Consider the following 21,013-nt stretch of genomic DNA (forward strand, 5'->3'; position numbering starts at 1 on the left):
TCTCAAACCCAGGCTGGTAGCCATTTTGTGCAAAGGATGTTAACTGTTGTGACTACTCCGGAGGCGGAGCGTCTCCGGCTCCGCTCAAGTCTCAGCGTCGAAATGTCTTGGAATTTTTGACTCAAGCCATTAGCGCTAAACGCCAGGGTCAACCAACTCCTTCTTTACTTCCACAAGTTCCTGCCGAGTAAAGTTGCTGTCAAAAATGCTGCTTAAAACCCACGAATTTATACAGTTTGATTTCCCAAATTGAATCAGTCTGCTGTCTGCTTCTTTTGAACTCTAACTCTTTGATGTCAATGGGTTTTACTTTCTTGTAATTTGCGATCGCCCCGTGGTCGATTACAACTAATTGGGGCTGTTCTTCATCAAAGAAATCCCATAAACCAACAAACCCAGTAATTTCTTGCTCATTTTTAGTCTCAATAAACCATAAACCTAATCTTTTTTCTTCAAAATTATTTTGGCTCAAACTCACCATTTCTTCAACCTGTTCCAAGAGAAAAATTTTGTCATCGCACAGATACTTTCTCACGTATGAGTCGATGAGAATGGCGTGTAGTGTGTTCAGCCCACTCTTCAAAATTGGTTTTAACACAAGCCTTTGAGTTTCAAGTATTAAAGTCATTAGTTTCGGCCTCACTGCGACTCCAGCATTTTTGAGAACAGAAATATTACTCATAGTCTAGTGAACCATAATCTGGAGATATTAATTACCATTTTGAAGATAGAATTTGCTATTTCGGCGATCGCCCGACCAATTCTTTTAACCTAGTAAGAATGTGGCGATAAACTTTTCAACCGCTTTGGGGTCTTGCATCAGTTGCTCATTGAGTTGCTTGGCCTGCTCACCTGGGTAAACTTCTTCAATGCCATCAACAACAGCTTGCAGTGCATCGTTAACTACTTCCTCTGGAGGTACTTTCGGATCGGGGAAAGACTTGCCCATGCCAATATCGATAGCTCCTGGTAGCACTGCTAAATTATTTAAAAGTCGTAGCGTAACACACTAAAACTTATACAGATAGTGCGTTAGGCTTGCGTTAATGCACTTCAACAAAACAGAAATTTACACGGTGAGCTTGTGTCTGATTTAGCGCTACATAAATATCTTCCTCGCCTTCCTGATGCAGCATTGCAAGAATTCATCGAATGGTGTGTTTTAGAGCAGGCAAAAGCCGCAGAATGTAACTTTACTCCAGATAGAAGTAAGTTAGATAATTTGCCGCCAGCAGACTACATTCCAAAACTTGTTGATCAGTTCATGAAAGTTAAACCAGACCCAATCAAAGCTGGTCTAGTAGCAGCGATCGCTGGCAAGGAAGCTGACAAACATGCTTTATCCGGTTTAGCGATCGCAGCTGATTTTGTATCCCTTTATGTCAAGTATTTAATTCCTAAAGAGGGAAGTACTAGAGAACAGGCTGAAGAGTTATTGACTAAAGCATCACAACATCAGTGTGAGAAACTTACTGAAATTGCCAAGAAATATGGTGTAGAGTTTTAGTTTTCGGCTGATAACTTAATTCTTTAGAGGCTTTGTCTGTCCCATCAGTCAGAGCCTCATATTTTGCAGATTATGGCAATAACTCGAAGTAATCACAGTGTCTAGGACGAACAAAACCAAAGTCACGACGGTCAAGCGTCAAGATGCGAGTGATGTTGTCTCTTTCTGCAAGTGCAATAATCGTTGCATCTGTAAAGTCAAGCTGACTATCAGCATACTGCTCCAGAATTTCATTAACTCGCTCCAAGTCTTCAGAGTGAAGTGATTCCAGTTGAATATCGCTAGTTGCAAGTTCAATTAAGAAATGACGCATCACCGGATGTCCGAGTCTAGACGAAATTAGGTAACAAACTTCGGGAAGGACAGAAGTTGGTAAAATTAAGGGTTCACTTAAAGTCTTTGCGACATTTACAACACGAGAGTGATTGGCATCGCTCTTATCAGTAAGTGCAAATAAGAAACTTGTATCTAGGATTGCTGTCATGTACGATCATTTGCTTTAAAACCCCAACCACGTACAGAATCAATCTCGTTTTTTAATATATCTTCATCTCGTTCTGAGACATCAGTTTCCGCAGAAGCTCCTAATCCTGCAATAGACATTAGAAAAGAAGATTTATGGTTGTCTATTTCTTTTTCCTTTGTTGATTTATATTGAAGATATTCAAGAAAGCTTGCAAGTTCAATTAATGTTTCATCCGGTAGAGCATTAACTGCTTCAATCAATTTGTGCCGATCTGTAGATAAACTATTCATCTGCTTGACATACGAAAATAATTGCTTGTCAGCATTTTATCTTAGAATTGAGGAAACATATTACAGGTTTTCAGTGGTATGGACACAATTGTAGTTAACTCTCAAATTCATTTTGGTAAACCTTGCATAGCAGGCACACGCATCACTGTACAAAGCATTCTTGAACTGCTCAATGACGGACTTTCATTTGAAGAAATTATCCGAGACTACTATCCAGACCTACAAATTGAGGATATTCGTGCGTGCTTACAATATATGAGTACGCTACTTGTGATAAAGTGCCTTTGCATATGCTTGTATCTTTGTTCTATCAGGTGATTCAGTGATTATGTTAACAAATTTTTGATTGCTCTCATAATGAACCTGACGCTCAAGTACAGTTACCATAAAAGAAAACTCTTGATTTTCCAGTCCTGTCTGAGTAGTTATGCCAACTATTTTTGTAACTTTGAAAGAATCACCTTCTTGATAATCTGGATCTGTTGTGGATTCCTCAAGAAATAATTGACCTCCTTGAGGATCTTGTGGATTAATGGGAGGTAAATTCAGTAGTACCCGATAAATAGTTTGAGTAGACATATTTAGTAGTTGATCCACTTAGTGTCAATGCTTTCTCTAATCAAAGTAACACATCTCTAGTTCAGTTAAGCCAGAGATTTAGGTAAAAAAACAATTACATATATTGTATGCGAATATGAACTTTTATAAATTAATGTAGTAGTCAGAACAAGGGTTTTAGTCAGAAATGTTGGCCTTTATGACATAGGAAAATTTAAAGCATTATCCCATGCTAACTATTATTGGTTGCGGAAATCTCAATCGCAATGACGACGCAGTAGGTGTAATCATTGCCCAACGCTTACAAAAATATCTAGCTGAAAACCCTCATCCTCATGTGCGAGTATATGACTGTGGCACCGCAGGGATGGAAGTAATGTTTCAGGCTAGAGGTAGTAAACAATTAGTAATTGTTGATGCAAGTTCAACTGGTTCTGAACCTGGTGCTGTGTTTAAAGTTCCAGGAAAAGAACTGGAAGCTTTGCCAGAACCTAGTTATAACTTGCACGATTTTCGCTGGGATAATGCTTTAGCCGCCGGACAGAAAATCTTTAAAAATGACTTTCCCAAAGAAGTAACAGTTTATTTAATTGAGGCAGCAAATCTTGATTTTGGACTGGAGTTAAGTCCTGTTGTCAAACATTCTGCTGATCTGGTTTTTAAAGAACTAACTACATTTATCAGCCAAAATATCAACTTTTAGTTAACAATCCAAAATCCAAAATCTAAAATCCAAAATTGAATCACGCCCAATCCCGATAAACAGAAAGTTCATCTACCCTCATTTCAAAAGGTACGCCTTGACTTTCTGGCGGACAAACACGGATTTTAGCACTGCTAAGAATTCCATATAGTAATGTCCCCATTGGCACGATTGTTTGTAAAACACGCCAATTAGTGACTTGATCGGGACATTCTATTACTAACGTCAGAGCATTGGCATGGGTTGTAACATACCAGCGACAATTAGATAGAAGATTTTGAATGGTGCGATCGCAAGCTTCATAAAAGTATCTGCTAATAGAATACTCTAGTTGCTGCCGCAGTATAATATCCGCAGATGTTGGTTGTATAGGACGTGAGTCATCACTATTAAAATCATACATCTCTTTAGCCATCTCTCTTTAACTTCCTACTTGTATTCCAATTACCATTCCATAAAGTACATCTTTATTTGTTTCTAATAATTCTTGGGTTTCGTCATCATAATAAGCACCAATTCCACTACACTGAATTCCCAAATAATTACTAGTTAAATAAAGTCTCTGTCCGAGAAAACCAGCTATTTGCATAGCAGTTTGATAATTTAAATAATCTGACACAAAAAATAAAGTTACAGCGCTATCTTTAGCAATAGCCTGATTAATACATAAGTAACCCGTCTTTTCATTAAAATTACCCGTCTTAACCAGATATGTACCTTTATATAACCCAGGTGTCATTCCTTCTACTCGATGCACCACTGAGTAAATTTCTATTTGCTCATAGTTTTCTGTCGGTATTGGCTGCTGAAGTTGCTGCACTATATATAAATAATCTTCTTGAGAAATCGACTCTTTCCGGAAACGTCTAACAGAACGTCTATTCCAAACTGTTTGATAAAATTTATCTTTATCCAAGTCAAATTGAGGATACTCTATTTTCTGCTGGCGACTCTTTTGTAGAGCCGTTGCTTGATAAGCATCTTCAATAAATTGATTGGATTCAAAATAATCAGTACCACAGACAAAAGGAACTTTTAGCCTTAAGTGTCTGATTTTCTTGTCTTGTAGTTCTCCTGACACCGCACAAGCCGTAATAAACTCCTTATTCTCAAATCCCAAATCTGAATTGAGAGCGAGTTTATCAAAGTCGAAAATTAGTTGTATATCTTTGTTGTGGAGAAAAGCTGAGGCGGAAACTGCACCTAAATGGTGTCCGCTATCTAATAAGCAATATCTCATGCTTCTATTTTGATATTTCCAGCTAGACCTATAATAAACGCAACTAATTAAAAAGATGAATCCGTTGATACTTTTACCCGGTATAATATAACTCTCTAAACCATCATCAATTAATTCATAGATGAGAGTTAGACAATTATTCTCAACTTCTAGATGATATATACCATCTACTATTCCCTCAATACCGCGAACCTGTACGTAAACTTCTGTAGGATACAGAGCGCCTGCTGATGGGTTCACCCGCAGTTTATAGGGGCTATCTTTATATATTTTTTCCAGTGTTATTGCACTAGTTAATGAGATAAAAGAATGAACAGGATTATTGAGATTTAATTTCACTCTCCGATAAAATTTGGGATAAACTTTAAATGGAGATGGCTGTGTTGAAGCATCTACATAATTTGGATCAATTTGTACCGATAAGTAAGAATGCTTGGTAGCTTCATGATAGGCTTTACCCGATATTGGACTTTGTGACATTTTTAAGTATCCTTAAAACTTCTACGTTGCTCGCAAAATCTATAGCTTTATAGTCGTCTAAGTTTTTCAAATCTAAGTTAGGATGATGCTGTAAAAGTAACTTAACAACTTCTGTCTTTCCGGCTGATGCTGCATACATTAAAACAGTTGCGCCATTATCATTTTGGTTGTCAATGTTAATGTTGACAGCTAGCAGCAAATTAATTAAATCGTAGTGATTACCAAAACAAGCAAACCACAAAGCATTGTTGCAATCGCTATTTATAGAATCGATATCCGCACCTGCATCAATCAGTTCTTTAACGACTGCATAAACTCCTTCTCTTGTCGCTCTCATCAAAGCTGTATCGCCATTTTCACCTGGCTGATTTAAATCCCCAGGATTATAGCCTTTTGCTATTAGCCATTGGGTTGTTACTGCACTCAAGCTTTGTCTGTCTAATTGACTCATGATTGTTCTTTAAATGCAAAAGTTCTGGAGCAATTACTAAGCATAAATTTGCTTGGTAAACGTAATAGTGGGTATTACTCCACCATTATTTAAAAATCCTATACGAGTAGTTGAAGTCTAGGTTGACTAGAAACAATTTAGCTTCTACCAATTCTTTAAGAAGCTGCACATTATCTGACAATACAAAAGCCTGTGTTGCTAGGCTTTCAGGAATGATGAAGCTCTGCACTTCATAAGAAATTGGTATTAGTTATATAATATCACTTTGATAAGTTTGAATCATGAATCATTTATGAATATCTCCAGAAATATCTAGGAAAAATTACATTTTTATTTCATAAGTTGGACTAACAGCAGATAACTGATAGAAGTAAACTTTTGATTAAGCTTTACTGTGTTTCCGTCATTCTTATCAAGAAATCTCAAATAATTTCCTTTTAAAAAAAAATGTGCTAAATTGTTTAAGTAGAAGCAAAACACTGATAAAAAATGGAAATTAGCGCTCGTAATTCTCTTAAAGGTACTGTAAAACAAGTTATACATGGTTCAGTTAACACTGAGATAACTTTAGAACTAGCACCAGGGATAGAGTTAGTGTCAATAATCACAAAGTCGTCAGCAGAAAAGCTGGGACTTGTAGAAGGTAAGGAGACTTACGCCGTGATTAAATCATCAGATGTGATACTTGCTGTTGATTGAAAATAAACGACTTGCTTTCCTCTGCAAGCCTCTCTATTTCTGATACAAAATTGCGTTTATATCTATAAATTAGTGACCTCACTCCTAGAAGTACTTACAAAACGAGTGAGGTCATTTTGATGTATAGATATTAATTAATATAAATGTAGGACTTACGCAAAACTATACGCTGTAGGGGCAATTCATGAATTGCCCCTACCTAAAAATCATTATTTTTGGCTATTGTTTGTGTAAGTCCTGAAATTATCAACAATACGCACATAGATAGCGCGAATAGTTTTCATATCTATTGTCAAAGATTTATCTTCAACTTTAATAATTAAAGAAGGTAAGCGCTGTTCCAAAGTAACAGCAGTTCCTTGTGTTATCCCTAGCGATATCAGTTTTTTTAAGATTGTTTCATCCTGACTTTTGCAAAAACTCACAATTCCTTGCTCTCCTGTCTTCAACAATTCTAATGAACAACCAGTTATACTAAATGGTACAAACATTTGAATTATAAATTATATAAATTATGAAGGATGAAGTATGTTTTCATCCTTCATGTTTTATTTGCTTGCCATTGATTCCGGTTCCCCCCTTTTTAACCTACAGTGTACACACAAGTCTTTCCTAAAACCTCACCCTGGTTATGCTACGCAAAACCTGTCCCTCTCCTTAGTAAGGAGAGGGATGTCCGCCAGGACAGGGTGAGGTTTTCCAAGGATTTCGGGTAATTCGATGACTTGTGTGTACACCATAGCTTTTTAAGGGGGGTTAGGGGGGATCTAAAAGTGCCTAAAGTCACAGCTAACTACTTTTCAAACAACCTCTTAGACAAGATATGGTTCTTGATGTGTCTTAATTGTGCAATTAGAACGAGGATAGGTAACACAAAGTAGAGCGAATCCTTTAGAAACTTGTTCGTCATCTAAGAAGATTTGATCTTCTTGATTAATTTCCCCTTCAACTATCTTGCCAACACAACTAGAGCAAGAACCTGCGTGACAAGAGAAGGGTAACTCAATACCATTTTCTTCTGCTGCGTCCAAAATGGTAGTCTCTTCGTCAACTTCGATTGTGGTGTCGAGTTCTTGCTTTTTGTTGATTAATCTAACTTGGTAAGTAGCCATTTTGCGATTCTCCTCAAACTATAATTAAATTGAATTTCCGAAGCTTTTGAGTCTCTGTATCCTACTTTCAGCTTCCCTTATCCTGAACTCGACGCTACGCAAAGTGAGTTTTTGGATAGCCTTTACAATCAGACTTGGCGCTAACAGAATTGTGTTAGCTGCAAGGTACACCCGTAGGCGTACCGTCGTCTGTTTTAAAGGACTTTCCACAACCGCAGGTATCAGTTGCATTAGGGTTGATGAATTTAAAACCGCTTTCCATCACTCCCTCAACGAAGTCAACAATAACTCCGTCTAATAACGGCGCACTTTTGGCATCAACATAAACCAGCACTTTACCTTGGTGACTTACTAAATCATCTGGTTGGGGTTTGCTGGTGATATCGATCGCATATTCATAGCCACTGCAACCACCATCTTTTACAGAGATGCGAACACCTTTAGTTGCGCCATCAGCGTCGGGTGCGGAACCTTTGAGGAATGCCCGCAGATGAAATTCTGCTTTTTCTGATAAAATAACGGCCATTAAGTCTCCTGATTTGTAGCGATTAATTGTTCTGATTTCAGGTGGGGGTTGTCAGCCAATTTTGGATTTTAGATTTTAGATTTTAGATTTCTCTTTCAATCCAAAATCCAAAATTAAAAATCTAAAATTGAATGACTAATGACTATTTTGTGTAATACCCGTGGGTTCCATCGAATTGGAATGCGCGTGTCTCCAAGGCGCACTATTGCCGCATACTGGACAAGAGCGATCGCGGTGAGAACGGCGTTTAGCAAATTCCATTCGATTCAAGTCCATTGTCAGCAATTGCGACAATAGAGGCTGACTAAACCCGGTAATCAACTTGATAGCTTCCAAAGCCGTTAGACAAGCTAGTGTTCCAGAGACAGCGCCTAGAACTGAAAAGCCGCGCTGATCCCAATCAGGCTTTTCGGGAAACAGACAAGACAAACAAGGAGTCACACCAGGAATAATCGTTGTCAGGTAAGCCTCCATCCCATTCATTGCAGCTTCTACCATTGGCTTACGCGATCGCACACAGGCTTCATTTAACAAATTGCGCTCTGTAAAATTGTGGGCGCAATCAAGAGCCATATCAGCAGACTGCACTAACGAATCTACATTTTCCGGGGTGATGTAATCATGAACAGTTTCCACTTGGACATCAGGATTAATCGAGTCCAGAGTTTCTTTAGCTTTGAATACCCTTGGCTTACCTACCCAATCATCAGTCATGAGAACCTGACGATTCATATCATCTAGCCGCAAGTCACCACCCCGGACTAAGATTAGCCGCCCAACGCCCGCTACTGCTAGGTAAAGCGCCGCCGTACCGCCTAATCCTCCCACACCTGTAACCAGAACTGTCGCTGACTTCAGGCGATTCTGTGCTGTTTCGCCAAAATTAGGAAGCATCATTTGGCGACGATAGCGTTCTAATTCGGTAGCCGTCAGGTTAACCAATTTATACCTCCTAATCAGAAGTGATTTCTGTCAGTGTGACTACATTTTTCGGCTTGTCGTTAAACACTTTGAACAGCTTTTGTTCGTGGGGTGTCGATTCGATAAATACTTGATAGGCTTTTTGCAAAGCCAAAGAATATTGATTTAATTTCTCTTCTTGACTCAAGTCAGGAGAATTATTATCAATTTCTTGGATATACTGAGAAAACTTTTTCAGAATATGTAAACGATTTACATTCACAACTTGTAAATCGTAGGATAGGTTAAAGAATTTAAAAAATTCTTCTGCATCTACGAGCTGCTTGAATTCATCAATAGTTCCAGTCATGTAGCATTCTCCAAAATTTTCAGATGTTGCTTAAGTTCATCTAACTTGCGATAGATTTCATAAGTTGCCGCCGCAACATCCATAAGTTGTTTGTAATCTGTTGGTAGCCCTTCAGCTAAATCATGCAGATCCATTTTCATTTGACCTGCTTTGCTGTTAAGCCGTCTGATTTGTCCTTGTAGTTCTTCAATACTCGTTTCTTCTGCTTGCACAATCAGCCACTCCACATGGAATTTTGGATTTTAGATTTTAAATTTTGGATTGGATGATATTGTTTTAATCACATGGTGATGAGACTAGTGATAAAATATTTAATCCAAAATCCAAAATCCAAAATCTAAAATTGTTACAGATTGCCAACTTCAGGAAAGCGCTTCGCCAAATCAAGACCTTTTTTGACGTAGTTTTCTCCCTCTTCTGCTAATTTATCCAGCGAGTCAAAGCCAAAGCGATGAGCATCTCGCAAGGTTTTCACAGCTAGCAAAAGACGACCAGAAAAAACTAGCGCCCAGCCAAATCCTTCATGGCTCAAATCAACTACAACCTGAGATATCAAACCTGTTTCCTGCTCAATTTCAGCAGCTACAGCTCGAAAAAATGCCATAATCCGGGCTTGAGTTACCGGATCAACTTCGCCCTCAACGGAGATTTCCCGTTTCTTTTGTTTGCTGACAATAAAGGGTTTAAGAATCAATTCATCCGACCAATTACGATAAACTCCATAACTGTCTTGACCACGGATTTGTTTAATTAATACCTTAAGAAAAGGTGAGTTCAAGACTTCTGTTGTTGCAGTTCCGTTAACACTATTATTTGTGGTCATACTGTTGCTTCATTTTCAACTTCATCGGCAAAATTTGTAGATTTTGGCTGTAAAGCTTTACGCAACCAAGGTGGAGGATTACCTTTGAGGGTTTTTACTAGCTTATTTAGCACTTCACTAATTTCTTCTTCTTCCGATCGCGCCTTGACTGGGGTAACACCTTTCTTAATTAACCGAGCGGCGGCACTACCACCAATTGCTGTTACATAAACAATCGTACAGTCGCCTATTGCCTCAAGTTTTGGGGTGATTTTATCTTCATTCCCATCTTCTTTAAGGTCGCCTTCAAAATTGAGGGTTTCTACGAAGTGATATCCCTCATCGGAAATTTCGTAAACATCAATCATTTTTGCCCATCCGAAGTGAGCATTAATATGAACTCGGTCACTTGTCGTAAAGGCAATTTTCATTGTAATTCTCCTCTCTAAAGTTTTGAATTTTGAAGCAATACGGTTCAGTTAGTGATATTTAGCCTCGGAAGATCCCCCCAACCCCCCTTAAAAAGGGGGGCTAATTTCAATACGGTTCAGTTAAGGGCTACTGGTACAAAATTTTGGGTTTTTGAGACGCGATAAATCGCCGTCTCTACAAATGTTTTCGTCTTATCTGAACTGTATTGGGGCTAATTTAAGATTTGCTCAATTCCCTCCTTAAAAAGGAGGGTTAGGGAGGATCAATTCTTAACTGAACTGTTTTGAATTTTGAAGTGTTAATTCAAAACTCTGCGCTTACAATTCCTAACTCTTGCAACTGCTTAACTCTCGCTTCTTCTGCTTCTAAGAACAGGTTGCCAATACCAAACACAAGTTCCATCGTGCCTCGATAGCCAACTTTGGTAAATTGACCATTACCTAAGCGGTCATAAATGGGCAATCCTAGACGGTAAAGAGGAATCGAAAGCCGTTTTGCGATCGCACCGACATTCGAGTTACCAATCAGCAAATCAGAACCGTCTGCTAAACTTTCAAAGTCTTCCAAATCGCCGATAATGATGCTTTTAACCGGGAGTTTTTCTAGTAAATGCGATCGCGTGGTAGTCACCGCCGCATGAATTTGCGCCCCCATCGATTGCAGAAAATGCACTGTTGACCACAACAAATCAGGTTCCAGCGCTAGGGAAACTCGTTTTGCACCAAAGTAAAAGTGAGTGTCCAGCATCGCATCTTGCAACTGACGGCGTTGGCGGCGGTATTTTTCGGGTACGCTGTTACTACTCAGAATCGCCAATGCTTGGATAAACTCATCTACCGGTTCTAATCCCGTCAGTTCGCCAAACACTTCATAAGGTGTGCCAAAGCGTTCTTCCAGAATCTTTGCAGCCCCCCGCATACTTTCACCCAATGCCAGTGTGAAGGCAGAACTACCTACTTCTCGTAGCTGTTTTAAGGTAGTCCCACTGACTGTAACCGCACTATAAGAATCCTCTAAATGTCCATCTAGAGAAGCGCCAAGGTCAGGTACAAAGATCGGTATCAACCCAAAGGCCGTAACCATTTCTTTGATTTCTTGTACATCCCCTGGGGTGAAGGCAGAACCCGCCAAAATCGTCACTTGTTCAGTTCTGAGTCCACCCGCGCGAGGAATTTCCTTAACTATGCTTTCCACAGCAACAGCAAAGCCATCTTGCAACGCACCTTTAAAATCTGGGGTAGGTGCAAAAACGATCGCTAAATCATTCAATTCTGGATGGCGATCGCGGATTTCCTTCAGAAAACCCTCAATGTCATCTCCTCTAGTTTCAGTCAACCCAGTGCTACATAAACCAATAATTTCCGGGTTAGCCTTTTCCACCAAAGTCAGAATTGCTTGCTCCACATTATCTTCACCACCCAAGATAGTAGTGACTTCCGTCATCGCTGTCGTAGCTAGGGGAATCGCTTCCCGGAAATGCCGCACCAGCACAACTTTAGCGAAAGCAGTACAACCTTGAGAACCGTGGAATAAGGGCATCGTCCCTTTCAATCCCAAAAAGGCTAAGGTTGCACCCAAAGCTTGACTTTGCTTGAGGGGATTAACTGTCAGTGCTTTGTTAGAAACGGTGACGATCGCCATTAAACTACTTCCTCATTCCACAGAGCGGACTTTCTCGTTCCCTGGCTCCGCCGGGGAATGCTGACAGTGAGGCTCCGCCTCATCTGCTTTAAAAAGAAGGCAGAGCCTTCAGGAATGCGTTCCCAGCCGGAGTCTGGGAACGAGGGTATAAGAGCCATTAAACTACCTCCTCGTCCCAAGGCGCGGGCTTACGTATTTGTTCCCAAATCGGGCTATACAAAGCTTCGTACAGTTCCCGTGCCATCTCAATCATCCCTATATAACCTGCATAAGGATGGTGGCGTTCTTGGTTGATATCAAGGAAAGGAATTCGAGCTTTCAAAGCGGTGTATTGGTTACGACCACCAGCAATCAGCATATCTGCGCGAGTGTCTTTAACCACTTGTAGCAATTCCTGAGCGTTGCCCTTTTCCAACATAATGCCATCGTTGTTGAGCAACTTCTTGATTTTGGCTTTATCTTCCTCAGTACTTTTTCTCGTACTGGTAGCAACAACTTCAATACCTAAGTCCCTAGCAGCCGAGATAATCGACCAACTCTTAACACCACCAGTATACAAGACAACCCGCTTACCTTTGAGTCGAGCGCGGTAAGGAGCCAGTGCCAAATCTAAAGCAGCCGTTTCTTCTGCAATCAGCTTTTCTGTCCGCTCCTGTAAATCAGCGTCACCTAATTTAGCAGCGATATTTCGCAAACAACGATTCATATCATCGATGCCGTAGAAAGACTCTTCAATGTAGGGGATGTTGTAACGCTCCTCCATCTTTCTCGCCATATTCAGCAATGCTCGTGAGCAGATCATCACGTTGAGTTTGGCGCGGTGGGCGTAGCGAATTTCATTGTAGCGAGCATCGCCCGTAATTTTAGACAAAATGCGAATGCCTAATTTTTCTAACAGTGGTGTTACTCCCCACATTTCCCCGGCAATATTGTATTCACCGATTAAGTTAATATCATAGGGCGTTGTATGTTCCGGTTCTGCTGTTCCGACAACATATTCTAACAAAGCTTCACCACCAAAACGGTTGCCGAGATTTTTACTGCCAATGAATCCTGGTGCAATAACGGGAACAACAGGAATACCAATTTTCTCAGCAGCAGCTTTGCAGACAGCATCAACATCATCGCCAATTAAGGCAGTAACACAAGTGGCGTAGACAAATACTGCTGCTGGTTGGTAGCGCTCTTTGAGTTCCAGAATCGCTTTGTAGAGTTTCTTTTCACCACCGAAGATGACATCATTTTCACCCAAGTCAGTAGTAAAGCCCATCTTGTAGAGTTGAGGGCCAGAGGAGAGACTACCACGACTACCCCAGGAATTACCAGCACAAGCGATCGGCCCGTGGACTAAATGCGCTGCATCTGCGATCGGGACTAGGGCAATCATTGCACCATCAAAGGCACAGCCCCCTTGAGCCGCGCCAGGTTGTGCTTGTTGGGCGCATGACTTGTTTTTCTTTTCGGATTGTTTGTGCTGATTATGCTCACATCCTGGCTCAGTGAGCAGCTCGTTGATTTTGCCTTGGGTGATTTTCATGTCTCTTCTCGTACTGAACTATGCCAATTTTGGATTTTGAATTTTGGATTTTGGATTGAAAGAAAAATCTAAAATTGGCAATCTAAAATCCAAAATTGATTGACCAATGCCCAATGCTCAATAATTAGCAAATGTATTTTGTGACATCCTCTCCACATACATCAGCGAGGTAAGATAAAGCTCGAAAACGCAATCCTACAAATTCGTCATATAAAGGATTGAGTTTACACAGTGGTGGGATATCAATAGACCGTCCAAATAATTTAAATTGTCGCTCAAAGGGACAACAACAAGGAATTGTTTGGCAAATCAGATGAGCGATGCGATTATTTTTAACCTGAATTCCATCCACTAGACGGCGCAACGGATTGAGAAGATTGTTGAACTTCCCCGGTTTTCTATAGTTAGGTGGATGGTAATCAGGATGAGTATGAGTGTGTTCGTGAGTATGATTGATAGTTTCCATTTATTTAATACCTTAGGTAAATGCTAGAAGAAAAAGGAAAGTTGGGGAATGGGCATTGGGCATTGGGCATTGGGCATTGGGCATTGGGTTTGGATATTTCCCCATTCCCTATTCCCTACTCCCTACTCCCTACTCCCTACTCCCTACTCCCCTTCTTTACCCTTAATTAGCACGCAGTGCGTTTACGCAATTCCTAACGAATCAAGTCGTAGGAAATATCTGTCTTAGAAGGAATGTTGGTGTTGCGATCGATTTCTTCAAACAGAGTATTTACAACCCAGTTGAGGAGGTTGATTATACCTTGATAACCAATGGTGGTGTAGCGGTGTAAGTGGTGACGATCTATGATGGGATAGCCAATTCTTACTAAGGGAGTCTTAGTGTCGCGCCACAGGTACTTACCGTAGCTGTTACCGATGAGCAAGTCTACGGGTTCGGTGAACATCAAAGAACGCATGTGCCACAGGTCTTTACCAGGCCAAACAGTTGCATTGCTACCAAAGGGGCTAGAAGCAAGCAGTTCTTTCATTTCTGCTTCAAATATTTCGTTGCTGTTGTGAACCAAGATATGCACAGGTTCAGCACCCATTTCTAGCATAAAGCCAACTACGCTGTATACTAAATCTGGTTCGCCGTAGATAGCGAAGCGCTTGCCGTGAAGCCATGAATGGGAGTCAGTCATGGCATCAACTGCCCGACCGCGTTCAATTTCCAATTCTTGAGGAATGGGTATACCACTTAGTTCACTGAGTTTCATCAAGAACTCATCAGTACCCTTAATACCCCAAGGACGGGAAACTGAGGTTGGTTGCTGCCACTCTTTTTCGATGTATTCGCGGGTTTTGAGGGTAGAGTGTGATTGCAGAGCGATCGTAGCTTTAGCATTAATTGAATCTGCTGCATCTTCTAGCTTTGTACCACCTGGATACATATCGAACTCACCTGTGTTAGGCGAATCCAGGTAGTCGCTGTTGTCGGCTAGAATAGTGTAGTCAAAGCCGAACAAAGAAGCAATCCGCTTGATTTCGCGGTTATTGCCTACGTAGGTGTCAAAACCTGGGATGAAGTTGATTTTACCATTGCTGGTTTCTTTCTTGTGGCCTGCTGTCAGGTTAGAAAGAATTCCCTTCATCATGTTGTCGTAACCAGTGATGTGGGAACCAACAAAGCTAGGGGTGTGAGCGTAGGGTACTGGGAAGGTTTGAGGAACTGAACCAGCTTCTTTGGCGTTGTTGATGAAAGACTGCAAGTCATCACCAATTACTTCTGCCATACAAGTGGTGCAGACAGCAATCATCTTAGGCTTGTAGAGTTGGTAAGAGTTCGCCAAGCCGTCAATCATGTTTTGCAGACCACCAAACACGGCTGCATCTTCAGTCATTGAAGAAGATACACCAGAGAATGGTTCTTTGTAGTGACGGGTTAAGTGGGTGCGGAAGTAAGCAACGCAACCTTGAGAACCTTGAACAAAAGGTAGAGTGCCTTCAAAACCCACAGCAGCAAAAATTGCTCCCAATGGTTGGCAACCTTTAGCAGGATTGACGGTTAAAGCTTCACGAGCGAAGTTCTTTTCACGATAATCCCAACCCTTTGTCCACTCTGCAACCCGTTGTACTTCTTCGGGGTCGTGACCGTTTTCAAACTGCTTTTTGTTTTCAAATAGCTGTTGGTACTCCGGTTGGTGGAATAACTCTACGTGGTCTTGAATTTTTTCTGGATTCTGAGGCATTTTTGGATCTCCAAGCTTACTGAATTCTTTAATAATTGAGGAATGAGGATTTGAGGCGGGAGTGGGAGGTGAGAATATGATTCAAAATTCAAAATGCAAAAATCAAAATAAATTTTTAATTTTTTAGTTTTGAACTTTGGATTCCCAACTCCCCCCTGGGGTTTTGTTTTAGCCCCAGGCTATCCCTACTTCTTTTTCTCTCATTTCCCTAGACGGCAGCCTTAGCCTTAGCTTCAGCCTTCTTAGCCTGAGCTTTTTCATTCCAAGGAGCGCCAATTAATGCCCAGGTTGGGCTGTTGAGTGCCAAGTCCATGTCGCGTGCAAAGATGGCGAAGCCGTCATAACCGTGATATGGACCGGAGTAATCCTTTTGGTGGTTCAATAGCTCTAAATAGCCTAATGTTTGCAGTAAGCAATGTCAGCGATAAACATTGTTTGCTGATAACACATTTATTTTTAGACTAAATATAGGCTAAAAACACAGTGATGCATAATCAGGTTCAGGACTCACGCATCATTTAAATGTTGTCTTGAGCCAGGGCGATTAGAAATCGCAGCTACACAAACGTAGTCCGTCTACGCGTATTAGGGAAAAATTAAGCGTTTGTAGGCGTAGCAGTAGCATAAGTTAACCCGCGCAGAGATAAAGCTTCGTTAGATCAGAACTTTGGAGCGGGTTTTGCTTGTCAATACGGTTTGGATAAGATCCCCCCGCCTGTGGCGACCCCCTTAAAAATGGGGTAAAGGAGGAAAAAAGCCCCCCTTAAAAAGGGGGGTTGGGGGGATCTCCGAGAGCCAAACATATTAACCGAACCGTATTGTTTTGCTTGTGTAGCTACAAATTCTATTCGCCTGGTGTTTGTGTTCATCTCTGCAATCACAGCAACAAAGAGCGCACGATGAGAACGAAAGTACTACTTGAATTAGAGAAAGTTAATCTGCGTTTGAAGTCTGCAAAAGCAAAAGTGACAATTAGAGAATCAAATGGAAGTCTGCAATTACGGGCGACATTACCAATTAAACCGGGAGACAAGGACAGTAGCGGAACTGGGAGAAAGCAATATAATCTCAGTTTGAATATTCCTGCTAACTTGGATGGACTCAAGACGGCTGAGGAAGAAGCTTATGAGTTGGGGAAGTTAATCGCGCGTAAAACCTTTGAATGGAATGATAAATATTTAGGCAATGAGGCGATTAGAAAAGATTTTAAAACAATAGGAGAATTACTTGAAGAATTTGAAACTGAGTATTTTAAAACTCATAAACGAACTACTAAAAGCGAACATACTTTTTTTTATTACTTTTCCCGAACTAAACGATTTACTAATGCCAAAGATTTAGCGATCGCCCAAAACCTAATCACTTCAATTGAACAAATTGATCAGGAATGGGCTAAGTATAATGCAGCCAGAGCTATAGCTGCATTTTGCTTTACATTTAAAATTAAAATCGATTTATCTAAATATTCCAAAATGCCGGAGAATAATTCTCGAAATATACCGACCGATGCGGAAATATATGAGGGGTTTGTTAAGTTTGAAGATTATCTTCATAGCAGAGGTAATCAAGTTAATCAAAATGTTCAAGATAGCTGGCAACTTTGGCGCTGGACTTATGGAATGTTAGCAGTTTTTGGTTTACGTCCACGGGAACTTTTTATTAATCCTGATATTGATTGGTGGTTGAGTCAAGAAAATTTAGATTTGACATGGAAAGTCCATAAAGATTGTAAAACTGGTGATAGAGAAGCATTACCATTACATAGGCAATGGATTGAGGATTTTGATTTGAGAAATCCTAAATATTTAGAGATGTTAAGGGGTGCGATCGCTAAAAAAGATAATACTAATCATGCGGATATCACGGCATTAACACAGCGAGTTAGTTGGTGGTTTCGTAAGATAGGATTGGATTTTAAACCTTATGATTTACGTCACGCTTGGGCAATTCGAGCGCATACTTTAGGAATACCAATTAAAGCGGCGGCGGATAATTTAGGGCATAGTGTGCAGGTTCATACTCAAACTTATCAGCGTTGGTTTTCGCTAGATATGCGGAAGTTGGCAATTAATCAGGCGTTGAGTAAGAGGAATGAAGTTGAGTTGATTAGGGAAGAGAATGCAAAGTTGAGGATAGAGAATGATAAGTTTAGATTAGAGATTGAAAAGTTGAAAATGGAAATAGTTTATAAACAAAGTTAAATTTACTGATAAATCATACCAATTTTAGATAATTTGCTATGATTTATGAGTGAAAAATCATCACAATAAACCCATTAAAATATTTATGTCGGTTACTGACATTGGAACACTGATTGTTAACTCACCTGAAACTCTAGGGGGTCGTCCTCGCATCGCTGGTACTAGAGTTTCTGTTCAACGCATCACAGCTTGGTACAAACTTGGGCTGAATGCAGAAGAAATTGCTGAACGCATGGGAAATGTAAATCTCGTACAGGTTTATGCCGCTTTAACTTATTATCACGCTAATCGAGAGGAAATTGAGGCGTATATTTCTGCTGAAAAAGCAGATTATAAGCGGTTAGCTACAGAAATGGAGCAAGCAATATGAGTCCAATTCGATTATTTTTTGATGAAGACTCAATGGATCAACGATTTATCAAAGCATTGAGAGCAAGGGGAGTAGATATTACAAGTGTTGGTGAGGTTCAAACGATCAGTTCTAGCGATAAGGAACAACTGACTTTAGCAACTGAACTGCAAAGAGTTTTATACACATTCAATGTTGGTGACTTTTGCCAGTTGCACAGTATCCACATAGAAGAGAAACAAAGTCATGCAGGGATTATAATTTCATCGCAGGATTACTCGATTGGTGAACAAATGCGAAGAGTACTCAAGCTGATGGCAACTAAGTCAGCCGAAGATATGATAAATCAATTGGTATTTCTCAGTGCTTATCATGGAGGAATATAAATATAGTAGTGCGATCGCTATTGTGGAAATTATAGCGGCAATTAGCAGGCGATCGCGCAATGGAAGTATTAGCATTACAGATGTGACAATAACACGCAATCAATTCAAAGCAGATAAACTTGCTCAACTACTGATAATATAATAAGCTAGGAGGTCAGATTATGGAAAGCATTAGAATTAGAACGTACATTGGTAATGATGGAATTCTGCAAATCCAGCTTCCGGCTGAAATTGCCAACCAAGAATTAGATGTAGTGATTGTCTTTCAACCTATTATAGAAAAATCCTCACAGTCTGCAACCAAAACGCCGTCAGAACTAGGATACTCTCATAAGTTTGTTGAAGAAGTAATAGGTAGTTGGGAAGGTGATCCACCTGAGGGAAAGCCTGTTTCTGAAACTATCATTGAGGAACGCCGTTAAATGGCAATCTATTTCATAGACAGTAGCGCATTGGTCAAGCGTTATATTAATGAAACTGGATCAGTTTGGGTTTTGGGGTTATTTGATCTGACTGTTAACAATGAGGTATTTATTGCTGCAATAACTGATGTGGAAATTATAGCGGCAATTACGAGGCGATCGCACAGTGGAAGTATTAGTATTACAGATTATCAGCAGCTGGTCGCAGACGATATTGTTCACGAACACTTCTTAATAACTTGGTCTTTGAACCATTTGGCTCTAATACTTCTGCCACTTCTAAAAGTTCGCGCTCGTGCTTAAGGTTGAGTACCCGACGAATTTCCTTCACCTCGTCACGAGAAATAGCTAGCTTATCTGCCATACGGTTATGAAGTTGCAATTCTGACCCCTGGATTTTTCCATCAGCAATGGCAATTTCCCAAGCCGCACACAATATTAAGCGATGCTTCAGCCGCTCATAATCGCTTTGGCTACAAGTTTTTTCTCGATGTTCATTGTCGAAAAGAATACTTGTTTCTATAATTTGGTCAAAAGTTTTGCGTTCTTTTATAGCTTTCCAAACCAGAGATTGCTCTTCCTTTCTAATACCGGAGGTAGTTATCAACCTATCTACTGTATCTTTCTCCTGGTCAGCTAATTCACCGTCTATCCAAGCCATTGGTAACGCAGCAATAATAATTTCTGATAAAAACTTACTTTTTTTGGCAGCTTCTTCTTTACTACTCCAGTTCGTCAAACCACTGTAAATTCCGACAGTTGCCAGTACTCCCAGCCCGACAGGAGCCGCAAGCGTTAGTAATGTGTATGTTGATGCACCGACAACTATACCCGTTGATATTCCAAAAAAGCCTTGTACAGCTGTCAAAATACTGCCTGGCACAAATACTGATGAGGCAACGGCTGAAGCTCCAGCACCAGCCAATGTCCCCAAAGCTGCACCTGTGCCAAAATAGGCTGTATCTTTTAACCAAGTATCACTGTTATTTTGGCTTGATAAATCTGCATTTAAATCTTGATACTCTTTAATTGAGCTTCTAGCAATATATACATTTAATCCATCTAATTCATGGTTAAGGTAGTTCTGAAAAGATTTATCAGTAAAGTTGATGCCGCGTTTACTACCATCTTCATATATTTTCTTGGTGGAATCATTAATAGTAGTTACAACTTTATGCCATGAATTGCCAAAAATGCTTTTCAAATTCTGAATATCGTCTTCTATTTCATGTAGTCCAGCAAAATTCTCTTTTTTAAGTCGTTCCAGATAATAACCTTTATTCATAGCAAAAATCGTGTCTAAAACTGTCAGGGCGACCACAATGGCGATCGCAGCTGCAATAGGACTGGTAATAGCACCAATTAAGGGAACACCAGTCCAAGGTATAAGGGAATAAGCCATAAAAGTCAAAATACTACCAATTGCCAGAAGTGCCGCGTTAATAATTTTGCGTTCTTTGGCAGATGAATCAATATCAGAATACAAAATTTTTATCAGGCGAATATACGAAGGAATTTTAGGGATACGAGTCAAGGTGAAATTGATAACAGCAACCAATACAGGAATCAAAAGAGCAAAAATGGTGGTGAGGACGGGTAAAACAGTCTGAATTACAAAGGGAAGAATGATGGGCATAGCAAATTACCTAAGAGAATTTATTTAGTTAGTTTGAGCCAGACCAACGACGTGGTAATACTTGTGAGGTTCTTTTTCTACAAGCCATGATATACACCTTGTCATATAGC

Annotated in this window: 31 protein-coding genes and 2 pseudogenes; 10 read left to right on the forward strand and 23 right to left on the reverse strand. The window is 40.1% G+C overall.

Annotation, left to right across the window (positions count from 1 at the left end):
- Positions 1-199: 199 nt before the first annotated feature.
- Together F8S12_RS28205 and F8S12_RS28210 are read right to left on the reverse strand one after the other, a co-directional pair.
- The gene (locus tag F8S12_RS28205; protein ID WP_196519582.1) at positions 200-628 is read right to left on the reverse strand and encodes a GNAT family N-acetyltransferase; all 429 of its coding nucleotides are present in this window, start codon (positions 626-628) and stop codon (positions 200-202) included.
- A 138-nt stretch (positions 629-766) separates the two neighbouring features.
- A complete protein-coding gene (locus tag F8S12_RS28210) occupies positions 767-976 on the reverse strand; it encodes a hypothetical protein (RefSeq protein WP_196519583.1) in 210 nt (69 codons plus the stop codon).
- Between the two features lie 108 nt (positions 977-1,084).
- Here F8S12_RS28210 and F8S12_RS28215 point away from each other — a divergent pair, with 108 nt between their 5' ends.
- Positions 1,085-1,507 carry a hypothetical protein gene (locus tag F8S12_RS28215; RefSeq protein WP_196519584.1) on the forward strand — a complete coding sequence of 141 codons (423 nt, stop codon included), beginning with the start codon at positions 1,085-1,087 and terminating at the stop codon, positions 1,505-1,507.
- A 70-nt stretch (positions 1,508-1,577) separates the two neighbouring features.
- Here the strand turns inward: F8S12_RS28215 and F8S12_RS28220 are convergent, their stop codons facing one another.
- Entirely contained in the window at positions 1,578-1,991 is a 414-nt protein-coding gene (locus tag F8S12_RS28220) for a type II toxin-antitoxin system VapC family toxin (protein ID WP_196519585.1), read from the reverse strand.
- Entirely contained in the window at positions 1,988-2,263 is a 276-nt protein-coding gene (locus F8S12_RS28225; protein WP_196519586.1) for a DUF2281 domain-containing protein, read from the reverse strand. Before F8S12_RS28225 ends, F8S12_RS28220 begins: the two co-directional genes overlap by 4 nt.
- 78 nt (positions 2,264-2,341) lie before the next feature.
- Here F8S12_RS28225 and F8S12_RS28230 point away from each other — a divergent pair, with 78 nt between their 5' ends.
- Positions 2,342-2,581, forward strand: a complete 240-nt coding sequence (locus tag F8S12_RS28230) for a DUF433 domain-containing protein (RefSeq protein WP_196519587.1) — start codon at positions 2,342-2,344, stop codon at positions 2,579-2,581.
- On the opposite strand, the gene F8S12_RS28235 is transcribed toward F8S12_RS28230, so the two are convergent.
- Positions 2,528-2,842, reverse strand: coding sequence for a hypothetical protein (locus F8S12_RS28235; RefSeq protein ID WP_196519588.1), 315 nt, complete (start codon positions 2,840-2,842; stop codon positions 2,528-2,530). The two genes, F8S12_RS28230 and F8S12_RS28235, sit on opposite strands and share 54 nt — an antisense overlap.
- A 208-nt stretch (positions 2,843-3,050) precedes the next feature.
- Here F8S12_RS28235 and F8S12_RS28240 point away from each other — a divergent pair, with 208 nt between their 5' ends.
- Complete coding sequence (locus F8S12_RS28240) at positions 3,051-3,524, forward strand: hydrogenase maturation protease (RefSeq protein ID WP_196519589.1); 474 nt, start codon at positions 3,051-3,053, stop codon at positions 3,522-3,524.
- Positions 3,525-3,564: 40 nt separating this feature from the next.
- Here F8S12_RS28240 and F8S12_RS28245 read toward each other — a convergent pair whose 3' ends face one another.
- Genes F8S12_RS28245 through F8S12_RS28255 form a run of 3 tightly spaced genes read right to left on the reverse strand, consistent with a single transcriptional unit; the run spans position 3,565 to position 5,695 of the window.
- A complete protein-coding gene (locus tag F8S12_RS28245; RefSeq protein ID WP_196519590.1) occupies positions 3,565-3,939 on the reverse strand; it encodes a hypothetical protein in 375 nt (124 codons plus the stop codon).
- Positions 3,940-3,945: 6 nt separating this feature from the next.
- The gene (locus F8S12_RS28250) at positions 3,946-5,244 is read right to left on the reverse strand and encodes a SagB/ThcOx family dehydrogenase (protein ID WP_196519591.1); all 1,299 of its coding nucleotides are present in this window, start codon (positions 5,242-5,244) and stop codon (positions 3,946-3,948) included.
- Positions 5,219-5,695 carry an ankyrin repeat domain-containing protein gene (locus tag F8S12_RS28255; RefSeq protein ID WP_196519592.1) on the reverse strand — a complete coding sequence of 159 codons (477 nt, stop codon included), beginning with the start codon at positions 5,693-5,695 and terminating at the stop codon, positions 5,219-5,221. Before F8S12_RS28255 ends, F8S12_RS28250 begins: the two co-directional genes overlap by 26 nt.
- A 489-nt stretch (positions 5,696-6,184) precedes the next feature.
- On the opposite strand from F8S12_RS28255, the gene F8S12_RS28260 reads away from it, so the two are divergent.
- Positions 6,185-6,394: a TOBE domain-containing protein gene (locus F8S12_RS28260; protein WP_196519593.1), complete on the forward strand. Its 210-nt coding sequence runs from the start codon at positions 6,185-6,187 to the stop codon at positions 6,392-6,394.
- 209 nt (positions 6,395-6,603) lie between these two features.
- Here F8S12_RS28260 and F8S12_RS28265 read toward each other — a convergent pair whose 3' ends face one another.
- The 12 genes from F8S12_RS28265 to F8S12_RS28320 all read right to left on the reverse strand — a co-directional run bounded on the left by F8S12_RS28265 (position 6,604) and on the right by F8S12_RS28320 (position 14,180).
- On the reverse strand, positions 6,604-6,885 hold the full coding sequence (locus tag F8S12_RS28265; RefSeq protein ID WP_196519594.1) for a FeoA family protein: 282 nt from the start codon (positions 6,883-6,885) through the stop codon (positions 6,604-6,606).
- 321 nt (positions 6,886-7,206) lie between these two features.
- Positions 7,207-7,506: a 2Fe-2S iron-sulfur cluster-binding protein gene (locus F8S12_RS28270; RefSeq protein ID WP_196519595.1), complete on the reverse strand. Its 300-nt coding sequence runs from the start codon at positions 7,504-7,506 to the stop codon at positions 7,207-7,209.
- Positions 7,507-7,660: 154 nt separating this feature from the next.
- Positions 7,661-8,032, reverse strand: a complete 372-nt coding sequence (locus tag F8S12_RS28275) for a HesB/IscA family protein (RefSeq protein WP_196519596.1) — start codon at positions 8,030-8,032, stop codon at positions 7,661-7,663.
- 135 nt (positions 8,033-8,167) lie between these two features.
- The gene (locus F8S12_RS28280) at positions 8,168-8,974 is read right to left on the reverse strand and encodes a HesA/MoeB/ThiF family protein (RefSeq protein ID WP_196519597.1); all 807 of its coding nucleotides are present in this window, start codon (positions 8,972-8,974) and stop codon (positions 8,168-8,170) included.
- 10 nt (positions 8,975-8,984) lie between these two features.
- A complete protein-coding gene (gene nifW, locus F8S12_RS28285) occupies positions 8,985-9,302 on the reverse strand; it encodes a nitrogenase-stabilizing/protective protein NifW (protein WP_196519598.1) in 318 nt (105 codons plus the stop codon).
- Positions 9,299-9,514 carry a CCE_0567 family metalloprotein gene (locus tag F8S12_RS28290; RefSeq protein WP_196519599.1) on the reverse strand — a complete coding sequence of 72 codons (216 nt, stop codon included), beginning with the start codon at positions 9,512-9,514 and terminating at the stop codon, positions 9,299-9,301. The genes nifW and F8S12_RS28290 overlap by 4 nt, the downstream gene beginning before the upstream one ends.
- A gap of 134 nt (positions 9,515-9,648) precedes the next feature.
- Positions 9,649-10,125 carry a NifX-associated nitrogen fixation protein gene (locus F8S12_RS28295; protein WP_196519600.1) on the reverse strand — a complete coding sequence of 159 codons (477 nt, stop codon included), beginning with the start codon at positions 10,123-10,125 and terminating at the stop codon, positions 9,649-9,651.
- The gene (nifX, locus tag F8S12_RS28300; protein WP_196519601.1) at positions 10,122-10,535 is read right to left on the reverse strand and encodes a nitrogen fixation protein NifX; all 414 of its coding nucleotides are present in this window, start codon (positions 10,533-10,535) and stop codon (positions 10,122-10,124) included. Before nifX ends, F8S12_RS28295 begins: the two co-directional genes overlap by 4 nt.
- A gap of 304 nt (positions 10,536-10,839) precedes the next feature.
- Positions 10,840-12,177 (reverse strand): nitrogenase iron-molybdenum cofactor biosynthesis protein NifN, encoded by a 1,338-nt coding sequence (gene nifN, locus F8S12_RS28305; protein WP_196519602.1) that lies wholly within the window; start codon positions 12,175-12,177, stop codon positions 10,840-10,842.
- Complete coding sequence (locus F8S12_RS28310; RefSeq protein WP_196519603.1) at positions 12,177-12,335, reverse strand: hypothetical protein; 159 nt, start codon at positions 12,333-12,335, stop codon at positions 12,177-12,179. The genes nifN and F8S12_RS28310 overlap by 1 nt, the downstream gene beginning before the upstream one ends.
- Positions 12,335-13,714 carry a nitrogenase iron-molybdenum cofactor biosynthesis protein NifE gene (gene nifE / locus F8S12_RS28315; protein WP_196519604.1) on the reverse strand — a complete coding sequence of 460 codons (1,380 nt, stop codon included), beginning with the start codon at positions 13,712-13,714 and terminating at the stop codon, positions 12,335-12,337. The genes F8S12_RS28310 and nifE overlap by 1 nt, the downstream gene beginning before the upstream one ends.
- Positions 13,715-13,838: 124 nt before the next feature.
- The gene (locus F8S12_RS28320; protein WP_196519605.1) at positions 13,839-14,180 is read right to left on the reverse strand and encodes a Mo-dependent nitrogenase C-terminal domain-containing protein; all 342 of its coding nucleotides are present in this window, start codon (positions 14,178-14,180) and stop codon (positions 13,839-13,841) included.
- 20 nt (positions 14,181-14,200) lie between these two features.
- On the opposite strand from F8S12_RS28320, the gene F8S12_RS28325 reads away from it, so the two are divergent.
- Positions 14,201-14,350, forward strand: a complete 150-nt coding sequence (locus F8S12_RS28325; RefSeq protein ID WP_196519606.1) for a hypothetical protein — start codon at positions 14,201-14,203, stop codon at positions 14,348-14,350.
- Positions 14,351-14,373: 23 nt separating this feature from the next.
- On the opposite strand, the gene nifK is transcribed toward F8S12_RS28325, so the two are convergent.
- A complete protein-coding gene (gene nifK / locus F8S12_RS28330; protein WP_196519607.1) occupies positions 14,374-15,909 on the reverse strand; it encodes a nitrogenase molybdenum-iron protein subunit beta in 1,536 nt (511 codons plus the stop codon).
- A gap of 208 nt (positions 15,910-16,117) precedes the next feature.
- Positions 16,118-16,285 (reverse strand): annotated as a pseudogene (locus F8S12_RS42480) (nitrogenase molybdenum-iron protein alpha chain); the annotation flags it as partial.
- A gap of 483 nt (positions 16,286-16,768) precedes the next feature.
- Here F8S12_RS42480 and F8S12_RS28340 point away from each other — a divergent pair.
- The 5 genes and pseudogenes from F8S12_RS28340 to F8S12_RS28360 all read left to right on the forward strand — a co-directional run bounded on the left by F8S12_RS28340 (position 16,769) and on the right by F8S12_RS28360 (position 19,267).
- Positions 16,769-18,110: pseudogene (locus F8S12_RS28340) on the forward strand (site-specific integrase).
- 85 nt (positions 18,111-18,195) lie between these two features.
- Positions 18,196-18,480, forward strand: coding sequence for a DUF433 domain-containing protein (locus F8S12_RS28345; protein ID WP_196519610.1), 285 nt, complete (start codon positions 18,196-18,198; stop codon positions 18,478-18,480).
- Positions 18,477-18,845, forward strand: coding sequence for a DUF5615 family PIN-like protein (locus F8S12_RS28350; protein ID WP_196519611.1), 369 nt, complete (start codon positions 18,477-18,479; stop codon positions 18,843-18,845). The genes F8S12_RS28345 and F8S12_RS28350 overlap by 4 nt, the downstream gene beginning before the upstream one ends.
- Entirely contained in the window at positions 18,832-18,987 is a 156-nt protein-coding gene (locus tag F8S12_RS28355; RefSeq protein ID WP_196519612.1) for a hypothetical protein, read from the forward strand. The genes F8S12_RS28350 and F8S12_RS28355 overlap by 14 nt, the downstream gene beginning before the upstream one ends.
- A 19-nt stretch (positions 18,988-19,006) precedes the next feature.
- Entirely contained in the window at positions 19,007-19,267 is a 261-nt protein-coding gene (locus F8S12_RS28360) for a hypothetical protein (RefSeq protein ID WP_196519613.1), read from the forward strand.
- A 181-nt stretch (positions 19,268-19,448) separates the two neighbouring features.
- Here F8S12_RS28360 and F8S12_RS28365 read toward each other — a convergent pair whose 3' ends face one another.
- Positions 19,449-20,903 (reverse strand): tellurite resistance TerB family protein, encoded by a 1,455-nt coding sequence (locus tag F8S12_RS28365; RefSeq protein ID WP_196519614.1) that lies wholly within the window; start codon positions 20,901-20,903, stop codon positions 19,449-19,451.
- Positions 20,904-21,013 lie beyond the last annotated feature (110 nt).

The organism is Nostoc sp. WHI, from assembly GCF_015714725.1.
Classification (GTDB): Bacteria; Cyanobacteriota; Cyanobacteriia; order Cyanobacteriales; family Nostocaceae; genus Nostoc.

Coding starts and splice junctions, on each gene's coding strand:
- F8S12_RS28205 (WP_196519582.1), bottom strand. CDS start 628: ATGACTTTAATACTTGAAACTCAAAGGCTTGTGTTAAAACCAATTTTG.
- F8S12_RS28220 (WP_196519585.1), bottom strand. CDS start 1,991: ATGACAGCAATCCTAGATACAAGTTTCTTATTTGCACTTACTGATAAG.
- F8S12_RS28225 (WP_196519586.1), bottom strand. CDS start 2,263: ATGAATAGTTTATCTACAGATCGGCACAAATTGATTGAAGCAGTTAAT.
- F8S12_RS28230 (WP_196519587.1), top strand. CDS start 2,342: ATGGACACAATTGTAGTTAACTCTCAAATTCATTTTGGTAAACCTTGC.
- F8S12_RS28235 (WP_196519588.1), bottom strand. CDS start 2,842: ATGTCTACTCAAACTATTTATCGGGTACTACTGAATTTACCTCCCATT.
- F8S12_RS28240 (WP_196519589.1), top strand. CDS start 3,051: ATGCTAACTATTATTGGTTGCGGAAATCTCAATCGCAATGACGACGCA.
- F8S12_RS28245 (WP_196519590.1), bottom strand. CDS start 3,939: ATGGCTAAAGAGATGTATGATTTTAATAGTGATGACTCACGTCCTATA.
- F8S12_RS28250 (WP_196519591.1), bottom strand. CDS start 5,244: ATGTCACAAAGTCCAATATCGGGTAAAGCCTATCATGAAGCTACCAAG.
- F8S12_RS28255 (WP_196519592.1), bottom strand. CDS start 5,695: ATGAGTCAATTAGACAGACAAAGCTTGAGTGCAGTAACAACCCAATGG.
- F8S12_RS28260 (WP_196519593.1), top strand. CDS start 6,185: ATGGAAATTAGCGCTCGTAATTCTCTTAAAGGTACTGTAAAACAAGTT.
- F8S12_RS28265 (WP_196519594.1), bottom strand. CDS start 6,885: ATGTTTGTACCATTTAGTATAACTGGTTGTTCATTAGAATTGTTGAAG.
- F8S12_RS28270 (WP_196519595.1), bottom strand. CDS start 7,506: ATGGCTACTTACCAAGTTAGATTAATCAACAAAAAGCAAGAACTCGAC.
- F8S12_RS28275 (WP_196519596.1), bottom strand. CDS start 8,032: ATGGCCGTTATTTTATCAGAAAAAGCAGAATTTCATCTGCGGGCATTC.
- nifW (WP_196519598.1), bottom strand. CDS start 9,302: ATGACTGGAACTATTGATGAATTCAAGCAGCTCGTAGATGCAGAAGAA.
- F8S12_RS28295 (WP_196519600.1), bottom strand. CDS start 10,125: ATGACCACAAATAATAGTGTTAACGGAACTGCAACAACAGAAGTCTTG.
- nifX (WP_196519601.1), bottom strand. CDS start 10,535: ATGAAAATTGCCTTTACGACAAGTGACCGAGTTCATATTAATGCTCAC.
- nifN (WP_196519602.1), bottom strand. CDS start 12,177: ATGGCGATCGTCACCGTTTCTAACAAAGCACTGACAGTTAATCCCCTC.
- F8S12_RS28310 (WP_196519603.1), bottom strand. CDS start 12,335: ATGGCTCTTATACCCTCGTTCCCAGACTCCGGCTGGGAACGCATTCCT.
- nifE (WP_196519604.1), bottom strand. CDS start 13,714: ATGAAAATCACCCAAGGCAAAATCAACGAGCTGCTCACTGAGCCAGGA.
- F8S12_RS28320 (WP_196519605.1), bottom strand. CDS start 14,180: ATGGAAACTATCAATCATACTCACGAACACACTCATACTCATCCTGAT.
- F8S12_RS28325 (WP_196519606.1), top strand. CDS start 14,201: ATGCTAGAAGAAAAAGGAAAGTTGGGGAATGGGCATTGGGCATTGGGC.
- nifK (WP_196519607.1), bottom strand. CDS start 15,909: ATGCCTCAGAATCCAGAAAAAATTCAAGACCACGTAGAGTTATTCCAC.
- F8S12_RS28345 (WP_196519610.1), top strand. CDS start 18,196: ATGTCGGTTACTGACATTGGAACACTGATTGTTAACTCACCTGAAACT.
- F8S12_RS28350 (WP_196519611.1), top strand. CDS start 18,477: ATGAGTCCAATTCGATTATTTTTTGATGAAGACTCAATGGATCAACGA.
- F8S12_RS28355 (WP_196519612.1), top strand. CDS start 18,832: ATGGAGGAATATAAATATAGTAGTGCGATCGCTATTGTGGAAATTATA.
- F8S12_RS28360 (WP_196519613.1), top strand. CDS start 19,007: ATGGAAAGCATTAGAATTAGAACGTACATTGGTAATGATGGAATTCTG.
- F8S12_RS28365 (WP_196519614.1), bottom strand. CDS start 20,903: ATGCCCATCATTCTTCCCTTTGTAATTCAGACTGTTTTACCCGTCCTC.